The following is a 16137-nucleotide window of genomic DNA, read 5'->3' as shown; positions in this document are numbered from 1 at the left end:
ATCTGTATTCAAGCGCACATATCGCCGCATCTTTGTGTGGCAGCGAACAGACCCCGCGGCTGCGCTGGCCAACACTGACGATGTAATGCACCGCACATACAAGCGGGTGCGCAACGTCAGCGGAACCTGCGTCAACGCAGGGTCTGCTGACTTCGATGCTTGTTGAGATCAGACTAAGAGGTGAGTTCATGAAGATACTTGACGGTAATTATCGCGCGACCCATTGGCTCCTCGCGCCCGTGCTGGCCATCCTCTTGGCCGCCTGCGGCGGTGGTGACGGCGGGCGCGACTCCATTTTTGGCAGTGGCGGGATCGGGGGGGGCGGCATTCCCGGTGCTCCTCCGGGGGCCATCCTTCCGGGCGCGACCTGTACGCAGGGTGCAGGTCCGACCATCCCCACGGTCACCGCCTCGGACCCCACCAACGGGAACCAGTTCGTGCCGACCAGCACCACCGGTGTGGCCGGCGGCGGCAAGCGGGTGACGGCGACCTTCAGCCTGCCCATGAACGCGGGCACGATCAACGCGACCACGTTCACGCTCACGCCGGTGGGCGGCATGGCGCTGACGCCAGCCTCGGTGACCTACAACAGCTCCACCCGCGTGGCCACACTGACCACCAGTGCCGCACTGCTGCCCGATACGTCCTACACGGCCGTGATCACCGTTGGCGTCCAGACCGCAGCCGGCGGTGTGCCGCCGGCCTGCAGCTATGCCTGGAACTTCAAGACGTCCACTCCGGCCTCCTCCGGTGTCGGACCCGTCAACCTTGGCCTGGCCACACCACTGGCGATCGCCTCGGCCGCCGGGGTCAGCAACACGGCGACCCTGCCCCTGACACACCTCAACGGCGATGCCGTGCTGGACCCGACCGCGACCTGCAATGCCGCGTCCATCGGCGCAGCCGGGGACTTCGGGGCCTGCGGCGGCTTCGCGCCCACCTTGACCGGCACCGTGAGCAGCCCGCTGTTCCCGGATGCCGGCGTGACTTCCGGCGCGATCAAGTCGGACCTGAATGCCACCTACACCAGCCTGACGCCGGCCAACCTGCCCGGCGCCACCGTGCTGGGCTGCGGGACCATCGGCACCGGTGGCGGTGCTGGTGCCGGCGTCGGCTGTGCCGGCAATGCCACGCTGCGGCCGGGCGTCTACATCTCGGCCACCTCCTCGTCGATCGGCGTGACGGGTGTGCTCACGCTGGACGGTGGGGGCGACGCCAACGCCCGCTTCGTCTTCCAGGCGCCTTCGACGCTGACCACTGCCGCGGGCGCTCCGGGCGTGCCGGGCAGTCAGATCGTACTGACCAATGGCGCCAAGGCCTCCAACGTCTGGTGGCAGGTCGGTAGCAGCGCCACGGTGGGGACCTACGCCGACTTCAAGGGCAACATCCTGGCCGACACCACCATCTCCCTGGGCACCAACGCCACCTCCTGCGGCCGCTTGCTGGCCGGTGCCGTGACCGCCAGCGGTGCCTTCATCTTCGACAGCAATGTGGTGTCCGTGCCGGGCCATTCCAGTGCGCCTCCCGGTTGCACCTGATGCGTGCCTGCATTGAACCCGCCTGCCACGCCCCCCACCCATCTCACTGGAGAACATGATGAAACTTGCAAGAGCTACGGGCCGATACAGCCTGCTGACCTTAGTCCTCGCCGTCAGTCCGCTTGCCATGGCGCAGGCGCAGGCACCGATGCCGGCGCCAGGCTGGTACGGTGGTTTGGGCGTGGGCCCGACACGATCGAACATCGATGGCACAAGCATCACCAGCACCCTGCTCGGTGCTGGCCTGACGACAACAGCCCTCGAAGAGGATAACAACGACATCGGTTACAAGCTGTACGGCGGTTACCAGTTCGGCCCCCATTTCTCGGTCGAGGGCGGTTACTTCGACCTGGGGCGTTTCAGTTTCAACGCGACCACGACGCCTGCGGGGACGCTGCGCGGTGATATCCGGCTCAAGGGCCTGAACATGGATGTCGTCGGCCGGCTGCCCTTCACCGAGCGGTTTTCCGCCATCGGCCGCGCGGGCCTGACCTATGTGGACACGGTGGACCGGTTCAGCAGCACCGGAGCCGTCACGGTGGCAGACCCCAGCCCCAGCAAGCGCGAGGGTAGCTACAAGGTCGGGCTCGGGCTCCAGTACGAACTGACCCAGGCCTTGGCACTACGCCTTGAGGCCGAGCGTTACCGCATCAACGACGCGGTGGGCAACCGGGGGGATATCGATCTGCTCACCGTCGGCCTCCTGTTCCGCTTCGGCGGAAAACAGCAGGAGCCCGCGCCACCTGCACCCGCGCCGGCACCGGTGGCCGTGGCCGCCCAGCCTCAACCGGTAGCAGCCCCGGTGCCCGTTCCTGTACCGCCGCCGCGCGTTCTCAAGCGTGTGGTGATCGCCGTGGACAACGACTTCGACTTCGACAAGGTGAGCCTGAGCGCCTCCGGCAAGCGCACGCTGGACGGCTTTGCGAGAGACCTCAAAGGCCTGCAGTACGAGCGCATCACCGTCATCGGCAACACCGACCGCTTCGGCACCGAGTCCTACAACATGAAGCTCTCGGAGCGTCGCGCCGAAACGGTCAAAAACTACCTGATCGTGAGCGGTGCCGTTCCGGCCAGCAAGATCGTGGCCACCGGTGCCGGCGAATCGGATCACCGTACTGTGCCGAGCGATTGCGTAGGCGAGCGCGCCACGGCCAAGATGATCTATTGTCTGCAGCCGGATCGCCGCGTCGACATCGAGGTGAACGGCACGCGCTAAAACCAGGGCCTAAGGCCTTTGTTCGCACTTGAGAGATGGGTGTGAACAGGTCCTAACGCATCGGCACGGCGTCGGTCCTCACCAGGGTCGACGCCGTTGCTTCGATGACTTCGCGTTGACGCCACAGCACGCGGACCTCCTGCTCCTGGCGTTCCACCAGACTGAGTTCGCGCACCGTTGTCGAGCCCAGGCGCAGGCGACCCTGGATCTCGAAGTAGCGTGAGGCGACCCCTAACGCGCCGACCGGCAATCGGTCGGAGGGTTGGCCGGTCTCGCGCAGGGCATCGGCCACGCTGCGAAAGGCCGCCGTGCCGCGCAGCTCGACCAGACGCCGGGCCTGAGTCATGTCCAGGCGCGGCAGGCTGGCATGGATGACTTCGGCACTGGCAGTGTTCAGGTTCACCGCCGTGCGCACGGGCAGCAGCGTGATGTAGGGCTTGAGGATGGCGAGGCTGCGAGCGGACAGGCCCAGCCAGACCAGATGCTCGACACGTTGTGCCGGCAGGGGCGACGCGGCCGCGGCGTGCTCCGTGTCACTGGCGCGCAGCAGATTGGCGGCGAAGGCGCTCAGTTCGGCTTCGGGCAGGTTCAGCTGGACATACAGCCGGCGCCAGGCCTGCAGGTCCGCTTCCGAGATCTGTCTGCCAAGCACCAGGTTGTTGACGTTCAGGCGCGCCTGCAGATCGCTGATCTGCCCCGAGAGATAGACCTCGTCCGCCTGTTCCGCCTCGCCGCTGTCGAGCGACAGGAAGCTGGAGAGGCGCGACTCCTGCAGCGGCAGCGCCCAGGGTTCGGACAGGTGATCGATCGAGCCGCTGCGTGCGTCTTCCCGCAGGATGAGCCGGGCCCAGTCCAGCGCACCAATGAGCACCCAGGCCTGTTGCGAGCGCGCGCGCTCGGCGGCTTCCACCTCCAGGCCGCGCGATTGCTGCCACAGCGATGCGGCCGCATAAGTCGCCACCAGCGTGACGGTCAGCATGGCCGTGAGCAGAGCCGCGCCTTGTTGTGTTGGACGTCGTCTCATGATTTATTGCCCGCCAGGGTCGGACGCAGCCAGTCGCGCGTGACATCCCCCGTCACCGACGGGCCGGGGGGCAGGCTCAGCACAAGGCGCACGCCATCGGGGAGGGTGCTGCCTGGTGCAGGTATCGCCGGGTTGGCTCCGGCGGCGCCGGTGATGGCGGTCGCGCTGGACAAAGGGTGGCTCCAGCTGTTGTCCCGGTAGAAGTAGATCTGCCAGCGGGTCAGCGGTGTGATGAGCACCTCGTTTTTTCTTTCTTCGTCACCCGGACTCTGAGCCCAGCGCCCGGCCTGTTCCCAGGCCGTCTGCCATTCCCCTTGGGTGCGCAGCACGGCCGACTGCCAGCGCAGCCAGTGACCGGCGCCGGCCTGCTCACGCCGGGTCCAGGCCACCACCCGCCAGCCCGATGGCGCCGGGGCCGCGCTGTAACGCGTCATGCGCAGAACCTGGCCGTTCCAGTCCAGCGGCCGGGGCGCATCGACCAAGGCTGCTTGCGCTACGGGCAGGTTGGCCAGGGCATCCAGGTCGGCGCTCCACTGCGCCAATCCGGTCTGCAGCGCCAGCAGTTCGTCGGAACGTTCGCGGGTCTGATTCTGCACGCGCCACATGCCGTCGAGACCGCGCCAGCTCAGCACGGTCATCAGGGCCATGATCGAGAGGGCCACCAGCAGTTCGACCAGCGTGAAACCGGTGGCGTGTCGGCGGCGCATCAGTAACGCCCCAGCACGGTGATGAGCTGCAGCATGGGGACACCCTGCTTGTCGATCCGGGCCTCGACGCGAAGGAAATTGGGATTGGGGGTGGGACGTGTCGACAACTGCACCTCAAACTGCTGCCCCCCCTGCTCGCAGGCGAACTGCTCGTCGCCGGTGCCGGGCATCTGGCGCGCCAGGCGCAGGCGGATCAGCGCGTTCTCGGCGCAGAGCTGCGCCAGCATCACATCGGACTGGCGCTGGGCCAGTTGGCTCAGGGCGGCCATGGCACGCAAACCCGTCAGCAGCGCCAGCGCGACGATGGCCAGCGCCACCAGCACCTCGATCAGGGTGAAGCCCCTGGCCTTGCGGTGACGGCAGCCCATCAGCTTCCCGCGGCAAGCCGGGCGGGTTCCACGGCAAAGGGACGCAAGCCGTCGGTGAGGATGCGCCAGCTCTGGCCGGCTTGTCGCCGGGAAACCAAGGTGACGCTCTGGCGCTCGATCAGCGGCTCAGGCCCCAGGCTCAGCGCAGCGTGGCCGCTGACCGCGGTGTCGGCATCGAGCCAGTGTTCGGGCAGCGCGCTGCCGGGCAGCCCTTCGAAACGGAAGCCTAGCGCCGTGGCTTGCCAGCGCACCGGCACGCCGTGCGCACGCGAGATGCTGCGCGCCGATTCCAGCAGGGCGGCCAGCCGCTGCGCTTCGCGTTCGAGTTGCACCTGCGAGTTGTCGCGCATGCTCATGGCGACGCTGACGGTGGCCATCGCAATGATGGCCACCACGACCAGCAGCTCCAGCAGGGTCAGGCCCCGCGGGCGTCGTGCCGGGGCGTATCCCTGTCTATTGCCAACTGCCCACATCGGCGTCCCTTCCCTCGCCGCCAGGCTTGCCATCAGCGCCGAACGAGAGCACATCGATCTCACCCTGCAGGCCCGGGTTGAGGTACTGGTAAGGCTGGCCCCAGGGGTCGTTGGGCAGCTTGTCCAGATAGGGTCGCCAGTTGAAGGCCGGCGGCGGCGTGCCGGGTTTGACCACCAGCGCCGACAAGCCCTGTGCTGCGCTCGGGTAGCGCTGGTTGTCCAGCCTGTAGAGCTTGAGCGCCTGCACCAGGTTGCCGATGTCGGTGCGCGCCGCCGTCACACGCGCATCGGCGGCACGGTCCAGCACATTGGGCACGATCAACGCGGCCAGCACGCCGATGATGGCGAGCACCACCATCAGCTCGATCAGTGTGAAGCCCCGCCGGTGATGACTGGCCACAGGATGGGTACCGTTCATCAGCATGAGGGCTTCCCATTGAAGAGGGACGACGTGATAATGGTCCGCATGGAATCCAACACGTCGAACCTCTGGTGGCCTCGCCTAACGGCTTTCGGCCTGGCGGCGCTGCTCGCTTTCAGCGCGGTGTACTGGGTGCTGCGCTGGCCTGTGACGCAGCCGCACGCTGGCGCTGCACAGGAGGTGCCCCGGGCCGCCGCCGAGTTGGTGTCGCCGGCCGAACAGCGCAGGCTGCTGGCGCAGGTCCTGGGCGCCGGTAGCCGTGCGCTGGACGTGGCACCGGCCGGCCTGGCGGCGCGCCTTGTGCTCTCGGGGGTGGTGGCCAATGCGGCTGGCAGCGGTGTGGCCCTGATTTCGGTGGATGGCAAGCCGGCCCGTGCGTATGCGGTGGGCAGCGCTGTCGCAGATGGCCTGGTGCTCAAGGCGGTGGCACCGCGGCGTGCCCTGCTGGCCGCCGATGTGCAGGCGCCGGTCGATCTGGCTCTGGAGATGAAACTCCCCGTGCGGTGATGGTGGTCTGGTCGCTTCATCAATATGCTCCTGTCGGCAGACGCTGAGCCGGCGCAAGAGGACATCACACCGCGGCACTCAGGACCCTGGGTCACGACCGGCTTCGCAGAGGCGGGGCCGGGCAACATGGGATCAGCGTAGCGACAAGCGGTGACGGGGTATGTGCGATACCGTACAGATTGTGCGACGCAGATGTCCGATAGTGAGGCTGTGACGAAGCGATGCTGCAACAGCGTTGGCCTTCGATGTCATTCCATCCTCACGAAAGCCGCCATGAAATTCCACATCCACCCCGGCCTGCCAGGCCTTGCGCTGGTTTTCGCACTTTCCCTCTGGGTCGTGGGATGCGACCGGCGCGAGGATGCGGTGAGCACTCCTGTGAGTGGCACCACGGTGGGAACGCAGATCGACGACAGCGTCGTCACCACGCGCGTCAAGTCCGCCTTGCTGGCCGACCATGACGTCAAGAGTTTCGACATCAAGGTCGAGACGCGCAAAGGCCAGGTCCAGCTCAGCGGCTTCGTCGATACGCGTGAACGCATGGACAAGGCCATCGCCGTGGTGCGCCAGGTCGAAGGCGTCAAGGGGGTCGAGAACGGCATGACCCTGAAGGAAGGCCAGACGACCCTCGGCGATGCGGTTGACGACAGCGTCATCACGACACGCGTGAAGTCGGCGCTGTTTGCCGTTCCGGAAGTCAAGAGCTTTGACATCGCCGTCGTGACGCGCAAGGGTGAGGTCCAGCTCAGCGGCTTCATCGACAGCGCCGACCAGGTCAATCGCGTCCTCGCGATCGTGCGCAGTGTCGAAGGCGTGCAAAGCGTCACCAACGAAATGACGCTCAAGAAATAAGGGAGCGCCTCCTGCACCGTGCGGTCATGGCGGTGCGACGGGGGCCGGGCCGCCACATGTCCACCTTGATCGTCACCCTTGCGTTCCCCGCGGCGACCTCCGCCACGGGATACGACTATGTGCTGTCGCCGGACGGCAGTAGCCTGTCGGCCCAGGGCCATGCGCCGGCCGCCCTGCTGCCTGCCAGCCCGGGGCGCAGCAACGCGGTGGTGGCGGTCGTGCCGGCACGTGCCATGTCCTGGCACCAGGTCACCTTGCCGGGCACCATGGCTCGCTCCCTGCGCGGCCGGCTCGCGGGCCAGCCGCGTTTGCGCGCGGTGCTGGTCGGCCTGCTGGAAGAGTTGCTTCTCGACGAACCCGATCAATTGCATTTCGCGGTCTTTCCCGGTGCTACACGGGATGCGCCGGTCTGGGTGGCGGTTTGCCAGCGGGCCTGGCTGATCGAGGCCCTGCGCGCGCTGGAGGTGCTGCCGCAGCGCATCCTGCGCATCGTTCCCGAGTTCGCGCCGCTCCAGGGGGGTGACAGCGTGCCCACGGCCGATGTGACGGCCGACGGGGCGCCGGCCCAGCTGGTGCTGTGCACGCCGCAAGGCGTGACGCTGCTGCCCCTGGGAGCGGCTGCAGCAGCCTGGGTGCAGCAGGCCGGGCCGGTCGAGATTAACGCGGAGCCCGCTGTCGCCGCGCTGGCCGAGCAGGTCCTGGGGCGACCGGTGCGTGCGCAGACACGTGGCCAGCGCCTGCTGCACACCCTGCACTCGCCGTGGAACCTGGCCCAGTTCGATTTCAGTGCGACACGCGGCCATCGGGTCCTCAAGGAACTGGCGCTGCTTGGCGCCAGCCTGCTCCAGGCGCCGCAATGGCGCCCGCTGCGCTGGGGCCTGGTCCTGCTGCTGACGACACAGGTCCTGGGGCTCAATGTCCTGGCCTGGAAGGAACAGGACCTGCTGGATGAAAAAAGGCAATGGATACATGCAATGTTCACCCGCGCCCTGCCCGAGGTCAGCGTGGTCGTCGATCCGCCGCGGCAGATGGAGCGCGCCGTGGCGTTGCTGCAGGAAGCGGCCGGGCTCGCCAGCGGGCCAGGCCTGGTGGATCTCTTCATGACGATCGCCGAGGCCGCCCCGGGCTACACGCCGCCGACAGCCATCGAGCTGAGCGATGGTGAACTCCGCCTGCAAGGCCCGCCGCTCGCGCCCGAAGTCGTGGCCGCCCTCTCCAGCCGCCTGGCCGCACAGGGCTGGCTGGCCCGTGCGCAGCGCGATCTGCTGGTGATCCAGCCGCAGGGCCAGCCATGACAGCGCTGCATGCTCTGCTGCCGGATCGCTGGCACGCCCTGGCGCTGCAGGACAAGAACCGTCTGCGTGGGGTCGTCTTTGTGGCGGGCGCGCTCGTGCTCGGGTTCCTGCTGCTGGCACCGGCCTGGCGCACCGTGCAGGACGCGCCGCGCCGGCATCAGGTGCTGGACCGTCAGCTGGAAAAAATGCAGCGCCTGCAAACCACTCTCGTGCAACTGCGGGCGCAGCCTCGCGCCAGTCCTGCGGCGCGGGTGCAGGCGCTGGCAGGCACGCTCAAGAGCCTGGGGCCCGGCGTGCAGCTGCGTGTGACAGGGGCGCAGCTCACGCTCACGCTCACGCAGGTGCCCTCGGGCGTGCTGGCGGACTGGCTGGTCGAGTCACGCGTGCAGACCGGCATGGAGGCGGTGGAGGCGCGGCTGACGCGCCAGGGGCAGGGACCGGCAGCCGTCTGGGACGGTGTGTTGGTCTACCGCCTGCCCCTGCCGGACCCGGACGCAGGATGAGCACCATGACAGCCCCCCCTACCCGATCGGCTCGCGGTCTCTGGCTTTGGGCCTGCGCGGGCGCGTGCTTCGGTGTCGGCGCGGCTCTGCTGCTGCTGGCGCCGGCCCGCTGGCTCGCGGCGGGACTGGAGCAGTTCAGCGACGGGCATCTGCAGCTGCGGCAGGTGCAGGGCACGGTCTGGACCGGCTCGGCCGAGCTGGTGTTGACCGGCCCGCAGGGCAGCCTGGGCGCCACGCGCCTGCCGGGCCGGGTGCAATGGCGTGTGCAGGCGGCCTGGGACCACCTGACCATGGCCTTGCAGGCCGACTGCTGCATGCCGCAGGCCCTGAGCTTGCGCGTGCTGCCGCAGGGCCGTCGCCTGCAGTTCATCGTCGACGACAGCGAGTCGACCTGGCCCATGGCGCTTTTAAGCGGCCTGGGCACCCCCTGGAACACGGTGCAGCTCGAGGGCGTGTTGCAATTGCGCAGCCGGGGCCTGCGCGCCGTGTGGGCTGGCGGCCCACTGCAGGTGGACGGTGAGCTGCAGATGGAGGCCCGCGATCTGCACTCGCCACTGTCCACGCTCAAGCCCATGGGCAGCTACCGCGTCACGCTCGATGGCGGCGCCCGCCCACGCCTGCAACTGGAAACGCTGAGCGGCAGTCTGCAGCTCAGCGGCCAGGGCCACTGGACGGGCTCGCAGCTGCACTTCGACGGTGTGGCCAGTGCCCTGCCGGCCCATGAGGCCGAGCTGGCCAACCTGCTCAACATCATCGGACGCCGCGAGGGTCCACGTTCCATCCTGAAAGCTGGCTGAGGCCATGTATCACATCCCTGTCTTTCGTCTCTGCCGTGTGCTGGTCCTGGTCCTGTGGCTGGGTGGGCCCGCCATGCTGCTGCACGCCCAGCAGCCCGCAGCGGGGCGCGATGCGCCGGTCACGCTGAACTTCGTCAACGCCGAGATCGAGGCCGTGGCGCGCGCCATGGCCAGCATCACCGGGAGGCAACTGGTGGTGGATCCGCGCGTCAAGGGCACCATGAACCTGAGCAGCGACGTGCCCCTGCCGCCCATGGCGGCCTACAACCAGTTTCTCGCCACCTTGCGCCTGCAGGGATACACCGTGGTCGAATCGGCCGGGCTTTACAAGGTGGTGCCCGAGTCCGAAGCCAAGCTGCAGGGCAGCGTGGTGGCAGCCGGGCCGGTGGCGCCGGCGGGCAACCAGATCGTGACGCAGATCTTCCGGCTCAACCATGAACTGGCCGCCAACCTGGTGCCGGTGCTGCGCCCGCTGATCAGCCCCAACAACACGATCAACGTCAACCCTGGCACCAACGCGCTCATCATCACGGACTACGCCGACAACCTGCAGCGCCTGGGCCGTATCATCGCGGCCAACGACGTGGCCGGCGCCGCGCAGGTCGAGATGATCGTGCTGCGCCACGCCACCGCCACCGACCTGGCGCCGCTGGTCACGCGCCTGCTCGAACCGGGCACCGTGGCGGCCACCGGCCAGGGTCAGGTCGATACCCTGTACAAGACCGTGGTGCTGGCCGAGCCGCGCAGCAACGCGCTGATCGTGCGCGCCGCGAACCCGGCACGCGTGCAATTGGTCAAGGCCCTGGTGGACAAGCTGGACCAGCCCACGCAGCAGGAGGATGGCGGCAGCGGCAACATCTATGTGGTCTATCTGCGCAACGCGGACGCCGGCAAGCTGGCCGTGACCCTGCGCGCAGTGCTGGCCGGCGAGGTGCGCGCGCCGACCCCCAGTGCCACGTCGGCCGCGCCCGCCGGCTCTCCGCTGTCCACGCAGGCGAGTGTGGCGACGGGCGGGCAGGTGCAGGCGGATCTGGCCACCAATTCGCTGATCATCACCGCGCCGGAGCCACAGTACCGGCAACTGCGCGCGGTGATCGACAAGCTCGACGCGCGTCGCGCCCAGGTCTTCGTGGAAAGCCTGATCGCCGAGGTCAACGCGGACAAGGCAGCCGAGTTCGGCATCCAGTGGCAGGGCCCGATCGGGCGCGCCGGCGACTCCAGCATCGGCCTGATCGGTACCAATTTCGGCGCCGGCGGCAGCAACATCATCACCCTGGCCACCCAGGCTGCCACCGGTGGCGTGATGCCCAGCCGGGGCCTCAACGTCGGCGTGGCGCAGCAGCACAACGGCGTCTACGTGCTGGGTTTCCTGGCCCGCTTCCTGGAGCAGAACGGCGACGGCAACATCCTGTCCACGCCTAACCTGCTGACCCTGGACAACGAAGAGGCCAAGATCGTGATCGGGCAGAACGTGCCCTTCGTCACCGGCCAGTACACCAACAACAATGTCGGCGCGAGCGGTACCGTCAATCCCTTCCAGACCATCGAGCGCAAGGACGTCGGCTTGACCCTGCGCGTGAAGCCGCAGATCAGCGAGAACGGCACCATCAAGCTGGCGATCTTCCAGGAGGTCTCCAGCGTGCAGGCCAGCTCGCTGAATTCGCCCAGCGGCTTGATCACGAACAAACGCTCCATCGAATCGAATGTGCTGGTCGACGACGGCGCCATCGTGGTACTCGGCGGCCTGCTCCAGGACGAATACGCCGGCAACCAGGATCGGGTGCCGGGCCTGGCCGATCTGCCGCTCATCGGTGCCCTGTTCAGGAGCGAGACGCGCGCGCGCAAGAAGACCAATCTCATGGTCTTCCTGCGCCCGGTGGTGATCCGTGACGCCGCTGCCGCCGAGTCCCTCTCCATGGGGCGTTATGAGCAGATGCGCGCCGCGCAGCAGGCGGCGCAGCCCGCCGCAAGCGCCGTGTTGCCGAATCAGGCCAGCCCGGTGCTGCCTCCGCGCGACGACCCGGACGCCTACCCCGGGGAATCGCAGGCCGCTCCCGCGCCATTGCGCTGAGGTGTTGCCATGCGCTACCCCTTGCCCTACGCCTTTGCCCGCAACCAGCTGCTGCTGTTGCAGGAGGACGGTTCGCAGCTCACGCTGTTCCTGCACCCCGATTCGCCCAGCGGCGGCATCGGCGAGGTGATGCGCCGGCATGCGGTGCAGCAGGTGACCCTGCAGGCGCCGCAGGCGCTGATGCAGCGCATCAGCGAGGCCTATGCGCTCGGTGAATCGAGCGCCGCCACCATCGTGGGAGAGGTGGAGAACCACGCCGACCTGCAACGCATGATGCAGGAGCTGCCGGCCGTGGAGGACCTGCTGGAGACCTCGGACGACGCGCCCATCATCCGCATGCTCAACGCCTTGCTCACGCAGGCCGCGCGCGACGGCGCCAGCGACATCCACATCGAACCCTACGAGCGCCACTCCAGCGTGCGCTTTCGCGTCGACGGCACGCTGCGCGAGGTGGTGCAGCCCAACCGAGCCCTGCACGCGGCCCTGATTTCGCGCCTGAAGATCATGGCCGAGCTCGACATCTCCGAAAAGCGCCTGCCGCAGGATGGCCGCATCAGCCTGCGCATCGGCACCCGCGCCATGGACGTGCGCGTCAGCACCCTGCCCAGCGCGCACGGCGAGCGCGCCGTGCTGCGTCTGCTGGACAAGGGCGAGAACCGCCTGAGCCTGGAGGCCGTGGGCCTGCAGGGCGGGGCGTTGGAGCGCCTGCAGCAGCTGATCGCGCAGCCGCACGGCATCATCCTCGTCACCGGCCCGACCGGTTCGGGCAAGACCACCACGCTGTATGCGGCCCTGAGCCGCCTGGACGCGGGGGCCTGCAATATCATGACGGTGGAAGACCCGATCGAGTACGAGCTGCCGGGCATCGGGCAGACCCAGGTCAACGCCAGGATCGACCTGAGCTTCGCCAAGGCGCTGCGCGCCATCCTGCGGCAGGACCCGGACGTCATCATGATCGGCGAGATCCGCGATTTCGAGACTGCGCAGATTGCCATCCAGGCCTCGCTCACGGGCCACCTGGTGCTGGCCACCCTGCACACCAACGATGCCGCCAGCGCGGTGACGCGCCTGATCGACATGGGCATTGAGCCTTTCCTGCTGAGTTCCAGCCTGCTCGGGGTGCTGGCGCAGCGCCTGGTGCGCAAGCTGTGCACAGCCTGCCGCGGCGAGGGCTGCGCGGACTGCGGGCAGACCGGCTACCAGGGCCGCACCGGGGTGTTCGAGTTGCTGGTGACCGACGACGCCATCCGCGCGCAGATCCACAACCGCGCCTCGGAGGCCGACATCCGCGCAGCGGCGCTGCGCAGCGGCATGGTACTGATGCGTGACGACGGCGAGCGCCTGGTGCAAGGCGGCATCACCTCGCGCGCCGAGCTCGTGCGCGTGACGCGGGACTGAATCGCCCTCGTCTAGGTCACACACCCATGGCTGCCTATTTTTTTGAAGCGCTCGACGCATTGGGCCATACCCGCAAGGGCCAGATGGAGGCCGACAGCGCCAAGTCCGCACGCAGCCTGCTGCGCACGCAGACGCTGGTGCCCTTGCGCGTCGAGCCCGTGCAGGGCGCATCGGCAGCGCAGCAGCCGGGCCAACCTGCGCGGCGCGCGCTCTTCGCAGGCCGCGTCTTCAGCGCCACCCAGCTGGCGATCTGGACGCGCCAGCTCGCCGGATTGGTAGCGGCCGGCCTGCCGCTGGAGCGCGCCCTGGCCTCCCTGGGCGAGGAGGCCGAAGACCCGGCCCAGGGCCGGCTGGTGGCCACCTTGCGCGCCGAGGTCAACGGGGGGGCGACCTTCGCCAAGGCTCTGGGCCAGCATCCGCGGGAGTTCTCCGCCATCTACACCGCCGTCATCGGCGCCGGCGAGCAGAGCGGCCATCTGGACCTGGTACTGGAGCGCCTGGCCGACGATCTGGAAGAGCGCATGACCTTGCGCTCACGGCTGATCGGCGCAGCGCTCTACCCCTTCATCGTGACGCTGGTGGCCATCGCGATCGTGCTCTTCCTGGTGAGTTATGTGGTGCCGCAGGTGGCCACGGTCTTTGCCGGCAGCCACCGCACGCTGCCCTGGCTCACACTGGCCATGCTGGCGCTGAGCAGCGCGGTGCGCAGTTATGGCTGGCTTGCGCTATTGCTGCTGGTAGGGTTGGCGCTGGGCCTGCGGTACCTGTTGAGCCAGGCGGTGTTCCGCCAGGCCTTCGATGCGGCCTGGCTCGAATTGCCGCTGATCGGCCGGCTGGCGCGCGGCTACAACGCGGCACGTTTTGCCAACACGCTGGCGATGCTTACCGCGGCCGGGGTACCCATTCTCAAGGCGCTGCTGGCGGCAGCCGGCACGCTGAACAACCATGCGATGCGGGCCGATGCGATGGAGGCCATCGTGCTGGTGCGCGAGGGCGCGCCACTGGCCACGGCGCTGGCGCGCAAAAAGCGTTTTCCCGGCCTGCTGGCCATGTTCGCCCGTCTGGGTGAGCAGACCGGCCAGTTGCCGCTGATGCTGGGGCGGGCCGCCCGGCAGCTCAGCACCGAAGTGCAGCGCCGTGCCATGCACCTGGCCACCTTGCTGGAGCCGCTGCTGATCGTGACCATGGGGGCTGTCGTGATGCTGATCGTGCTGGCGGTGCTCTTGCCCATCATCCAGCTCAACCAGTGGGTGCGTTAGGCGCGATGTTTCAGCAGCTTGTTCATCCGCCCCGGATCAGGAGAGATGTGTGAACAGCCATCCCTGTGCAAGATGGATGCCCTGCGGTCGAGTTCGTCGATCGCTGAGCATCGCAAGGACCCTGCCGCGTCGATCGTCGACGCACAAAAAAGAGGAGCGTTTTCACGCCCCTCTTTTTTTCGATGACGCCATGCCGCCAGCCGGGCTGAGGGCATGGGGCAGGCGGGACCTCAGGCGGGGACTTGGGTCGGGCCCACCCCCCTCTTGTTGGCCTGGATCACATGCTCGCTGGCCAGAGCGGTATGGGCCTTGGCTCTTTCAGCATGGACCTGCGCACCCCTGTGATCGCCCGCACTTATCAGCCGGGCCGCGGCATTGTGGCACCGAGCGGCCTGTTCGAGTTGATCGGCGGCCTGCACGTGGTGCTGTTGTACCGTCTGTACGGAGGGGGTGTCGTGGGTCTGATAGGGTGTGAGTTTCATGGTCGAGCTTTCGGTTGGAGAGAGAAGAGAATTTCAAGGTGAACGCCATGGCATGGCGTCCCGTCTATCTTTCCGCATGCTGCGGATTTCCTCTGTCTGCCGGACCACAGACGCGAAGAAAGCCATGCCTGTCGTTGCGATATGTTTGACAGCGCACAGATCAACATTTGCAAACGGTGCACAGTGGGCTATCGATGAATGGTTTGTTCCCAGTTCATCCGGACGCACCCTGGACAAGCAAGCCCGGGATGCCACCGCGCCGTCTACCGGGACTTTCCGGTTCAACCCACCAGGGGAAGAAAATGAACAGATCCAACCATGCCAACCTGCCCGCCCGCCTCTGGCTCACGGCCCTCTTGGCCGCCGCCGTGCTGGCCGGCTGCGGCGGGAGCAGCTCGAGCGGCAGTGCCACATCTGGCGCCGGACCGGCAGGCGCCTCTCCCACCCTGGGGGCGGCGGCCACCTACGGCGTCTTTGCCAGCAATGCAGCTGTCACGCTCGCCGTGGACTCCTCGGTCACAGGCGATGTCGGTTTGAACCCGGCCGGTGCCTGCAACAACTGCGTGGTCGGCGTCACGGTTCTGAACGGCGTGGTGCACAACGGCGACCAGGCGGCCATCGACGCGCAAGCTGCTTTTGGCGCCGCCTATGTGGACGCGGCCAACCGCGCCACTAATGCGTGTGCCATCGTCGATGGCGAACTTGCCAATGCGCAGGCCGCCTGCGCTGGCGTGACCAACGGACCTGTGTATGCACCAGGTCTCTATCGCACCGCCAGCCCGATCGGGGTAGGCAGCAACTTCACCATCACCCTGGATGCGAAAGGCAATCCGGATGCGGTCTTCATCTTCCAGACCGGCGCCGCCATCACCACCGGCACCCGCAGCGCGGTGGTGCTGGCCGGTGGTGCGCAGGCCAAGAATGTGTGGTGGATGGCCGGCAGCGCGGCCACGCTGGGCGTGAGCTCCACCTTCAAGGGCACCGTCATTGCCAATGGCGCCGCCGTGCAGGTTCTGGGCGGCACCAGCCTGGAACCGACCTTGGTGGAAGGGCGTCTGTTCTCGCGCGCGGCAGGCGCGGGGCTGGACACCTTCGCGAGGGTGACCGTGCCGCAGTAAACCGTACTGGCGCCACAAGCGCAAGCACAAGCGGCAGGCCACGTCCGTGTTTCACGGGCGTGGCCTTTTTTGCGCTGCCCCGCGTGCCTGGCCCGCAGCACTATTCAT

Annotated in this window: 17 protein-coding genes; 11 read left to right on the top strand and 6 right to left on the bottom strand. The window is 67.7% G+C overall.

What is annotated here, in order from left to right; genetic code table 11:
• Positions 1–188 precede the first annotated feature (188 nt).
• Both ACYVH8_RS04125 and ACYVH8_RS04120 read left to right on the top strand, forming a co-directional pair.
• Positions 189–1538 carry an ice-binding family protein gene (locus tag ACYVH8_RS04125; RefSeq protein WP_460487618.1) on the top strand — a complete coding sequence of 450 codons (1350 nt, stop codon included), beginning with the start codon at positions 189–191 and terminating at the stop codon, positions 1536–1538.
• Between the two features lie 55 nt (positions 1539–1593).
• Positions 1594–2754 carry an outer membrane beta-barrel protein gene (locus ACYVH8_RS04120; protein WP_460487617.1) on the top strand — a complete coding sequence of 387 codons (1161 nt, stop codon included), beginning with the start codon at positions 1594–1596 and terminating at the stop codon, positions 2752–2754.
• A 52-nt stretch (positions 2755–2806) separates the two neighbouring features.
• Here ACYVH8_RS04120 and gspK read toward each other — a convergent pair whose 3' ends face one another.
• The 5 genes from gspK to gspG are packed head-to-tail and all read right to left on the bottom strand — an operon-like array spanning position 2807 to position 5750.
• The gene (gene gspK / locus ACYVH8_RS04115) at positions 2807–3778 is read right to left on the bottom strand and encodes a type II secretion system minor pseudopilin GspK (RefSeq protein WP_460487616.1); all 972 of its coding nucleotides are present in this window, start codon (positions 3776–3778) and stop codon (positions 2807–2809) included.
• On the bottom strand, positions 3775–4485 hold the full coding sequence (locus ACYVH8_RS04110; RefSeq protein WP_460487615.1) for a PulJ/GspJ family protein: 711 nt from the start codon (positions 4483–4485) through the stop codon (positions 3775–3777). Before ACYVH8_RS04110 ends, gspK begins: the two co-directional genes overlap by 4 nt.
• Positions 4485–4853 (bottom strand): type II secretion system minor pseudopilin GspI, encoded by a 369-nt coding sequence (gspI, locus tag ACYVH8_RS04105; RefSeq protein WP_460487614.1) that lies wholly within the window; start codon positions 4851–4853, stop codon positions 4485–4487. The genes ACYVH8_RS04110 and gspI overlap by 1 nt, the downstream gene beginning before the upstream one ends.
• On the bottom strand, positions 4853–5326 hold the full coding sequence (locus ACYVH8_RS04100; RefSeq protein ID WP_460487613.1) for a prepilin-type N-terminal cleavage/methylation domain-containing protein: 474 nt from the start codon (positions 5324–5326) through the stop codon (positions 4853–4855). Before ACYVH8_RS04100 ends, gspI begins: the two co-directional genes overlap by 1 nt.
• Complete coding sequence (gene gspG, locus ACYVH8_RS04095; RefSeq protein WP_460487612.1) at positions 5307–5750, bottom strand: type II secretion system major pseudopilin GspG; 444 nt, start codon at positions 5748–5750, stop codon at positions 5307–5309. Before gspG ends, ACYVH8_RS04100 begins: the two co-directional genes overlap by 20 nt.
• 42 nt (positions 5751–5792) lie before the next feature.
• Between gspG and ACYVH8_RS04090 the strand changes: the two genes are divergently transcribed.
• The 8 genes from ACYVH8_RS04090 to gspF all read left to right on the top strand — a co-directional run bounded on the left by ACYVH8_RS04090 (position 5793) and on the right by gspF (position 14429).
• Positions 5793–6254 carry a type II secretion system protein N gene (locus tag ACYVH8_RS04090; protein WP_460487611.1) on the top strand — a complete coding sequence of 154 codons (462 nt, stop codon included), beginning with the start codon at positions 5793–5795 and terminating at the stop codon, positions 6252–6254.
• A 273-nt stretch (positions 6255–6527) separates the two neighbouring features.
• Complete coding sequence (locus tag ACYVH8_RS04085; RefSeq protein ID WP_460487610.1) at positions 6528–7106, top strand: BON domain-containing protein; 579 nt, start codon at positions 6528–6530, stop codon at positions 7104–7106.
• A 56-nt stretch (positions 7107–7162) separates the two neighbouring features.
• Positions 7163–8401 (top strand): type II secretion system protein GspL, encoded by a 1239-nt coding sequence (gene gspL / locus ACYVH8_RS04080; protein ID WP_460487609.1) that lies wholly within the window; start codon positions 7163–7165, stop codon positions 8399–8401.
• Positions 8398–8904 (top strand): type II secretion system protein GspM, encoded by a 507-nt coding sequence (gene gspM, locus ACYVH8_RS04075; protein ID WP_460487608.1) that lies wholly within the window; start codon positions 8398–8400, stop codon positions 8902–8904. Before gspL ends, gspM begins: the two co-directional genes overlap by 4 nt.
• Positions 8905–8909: 5 nt before the next feature.
• On the top strand, positions 8910–9701 hold the full coding sequence (gene gspN, locus ACYVH8_RS04070) for a type II secretion system protein N (RefSeq protein WP_460487607.1): 792 nt from the start codon (positions 8910–8912) through the stop codon (positions 9699–9701).
• Positions 9702–9705: 4 nt separating this feature from the next.
• The gene (gene gspD / locus ACYVH8_RS04065; RefSeq protein WP_460487606.1) at positions 9706–11772 is read left to right on the top strand and encodes a type II secretion system secretin GspD; all 2067 of its coding nucleotides are present in this window, start codon (positions 9706–9708) and stop codon (positions 11770–11772) included.
• A 9-nt stretch (positions 11773–11781) separates the two neighbouring features.
• Positions 11782–13170, top strand: coding sequence for a GspE/PulE family protein (locus tag ACYVH8_RS04060; RefSeq protein ID WP_460487605.1), 1389 nt, complete (start codon positions 11782–11784; stop codon positions 13168–13170).
• A 26-nt stretch (positions 13171–13196) separates the two neighbouring features.
• Positions 13197–14429 (top strand): type II secretion system inner membrane protein GspF, encoded by a 1233-nt coding sequence (gspF, locus tag ACYVH8_RS04055; RefSeq protein ID WP_460487604.1) that lies wholly within the window; start codon positions 13197–13199, stop codon positions 14427–14429.
• Between the two features lie 230 nt (positions 14430–14659).
• On the opposite strand, the gene ACYVH8_RS04050 is transcribed toward gspF, so the two are convergent.
• Positions 14660–14911 (bottom strand): hypothetical protein, encoded by a 252-nt coding sequence (locus tag ACYVH8_RS04050; protein ID WP_460487603.1) that lies wholly within the window; start codon positions 14909–14911, stop codon positions 14660–14662.
• A 302-nt stretch (positions 14912–15213) separates the two neighbouring features.
• Between ACYVH8_RS04050 and ACYVH8_RS04045 the strand changes: the two genes are divergently transcribed.
• Entirely contained in the window at positions 15214–16029 is an 816-nt protein-coding gene (locus tag ACYVH8_RS04045) for an ice-binding family protein (protein WP_460487602.1), read from the top strand.
• Positions 16030–16137 lie beyond the last annotated feature (108 nt).

The sequence above is a fragment of the Curvibacter fontanus genome (assembly GCF_054780335.1).
The sequence above is the reverse complement of the archived record's forward strand: the minus strand, read 5'-3'. Positions and strand labels throughout refer to the sequence as shown.

Excerpts from the sequence above, each read along its gene's own strand:
- ACYVH8_RS04125 (WP_460487618.1), top strand. The coding sequence starts at position 189 with ATGAAGATACTTGACGGTAATTATCGCGCGACCCATTGGCTCCTCGCG.
- ACYVH8_RS04120 (WP_460487617.1), top strand. The coding sequence starts at position 1,594 with ATGATGAAACTTGCAAGAGCTACGGGCCGATACAGCCTGCTGACCTTA.
- gspK (WP_460487616.1), bottom strand. The coding sequence starts at position 3,778 with ATGAGACGACGTCCAACACAACAAGGCGCGGCTCTGCTCACGGCCATG.
- ACYVH8_RS04110 (WP_460487615.1), bottom strand. The coding sequence starts at position 4,485 with ATGCGCCGCCGACACGCCACCGGTTTCACGCTGGTCGAACTGCTGGTG.
- gspI (WP_460487614.1), bottom strand. The coding sequence starts at position 4,853 with ATGGGCTGCCGTCACCGCAAGGCCAGGGGCTTCACCCTGATCGAGGTG.
- ACYVH8_RS04100 (WP_460487613.1), bottom strand. The coding sequence starts at position 5,326 with ATGTGGGCAGTTGGCAATAGACAGGGATACGCCCCGGCACGACGCCCG.
- gspG (WP_460487612.1), bottom strand. The coding sequence starts at position 5,750 with ATGCTGATGAACGGTACCCATCCTGTGGCCAGTCATCACCGGCGGGGC.
- ACYVH8_RS04090 (WP_460487611.1), top strand. The coding sequence starts at position 5,793 with ATGGAATCCAACACGTCGAACCTCTGGTGGCCTCGCCTAACGGCTTTC.
- ACYVH8_RS04085 (WP_460487610.1), top strand. The coding sequence starts at position 6,528 with ATGAAATTCCACATCCACCCCGGCCTGCCAGGCCTTGCGCTGGTTTTC.
- gspL (WP_460487609.1), top strand. The coding sequence starts at position 7,163 with ATGTCCACCTTGATCGTCACCCTTGCGTTCCCCGCGGCGACCTCCGCC.
- gspM (WP_460487608.1), top strand. The coding sequence starts at position 8,398 with ATGACAGCGCTGCATGCTCTGCTGCCGGATCGCTGGCACGCCCTGGCG.
- gspN (WP_460487607.1), top strand. The coding sequence starts at position 8,910 with ATGACAGCCCCCCCTACCCGATCGGCTCGCGGTCTCTGGCTTTGGGCC.
- gspD (WP_460487606.1), top strand. The coding sequence starts at position 9,706 with ATGTATCACATCCCTGTCTTTCGTCTCTGCCGTGTGCTGGTCCTGGTC.
- ACYVH8_RS04060 (WP_460487605.1), top strand. The coding sequence starts at position 11,782 with ATGCGCTACCCCTTGCCCTACGCCTTTGCCCGCAACCAGCTGCTGCTG.
- gspF (WP_460487604.1), top strand. The coding sequence starts at position 13,197 with ATGGCTGCCTATTTTTTTGAAGCGCTCGACGCATTGGGCCATACCCGC.
- ACYVH8_RS04050 (WP_460487603.1), bottom strand. The coding sequence starts at position 14,911 with ATGAAACTCACACCCTATCAGACCCACGACACCCCCTCCGTACAGACG.
- ACYVH8_RS04045 (WP_460487602.1), top strand. The coding sequence starts at position 15,214 with ATGAACAGATCCAACCATGCCAACCTGCCCGCCCGCCTCTGGCTCACG.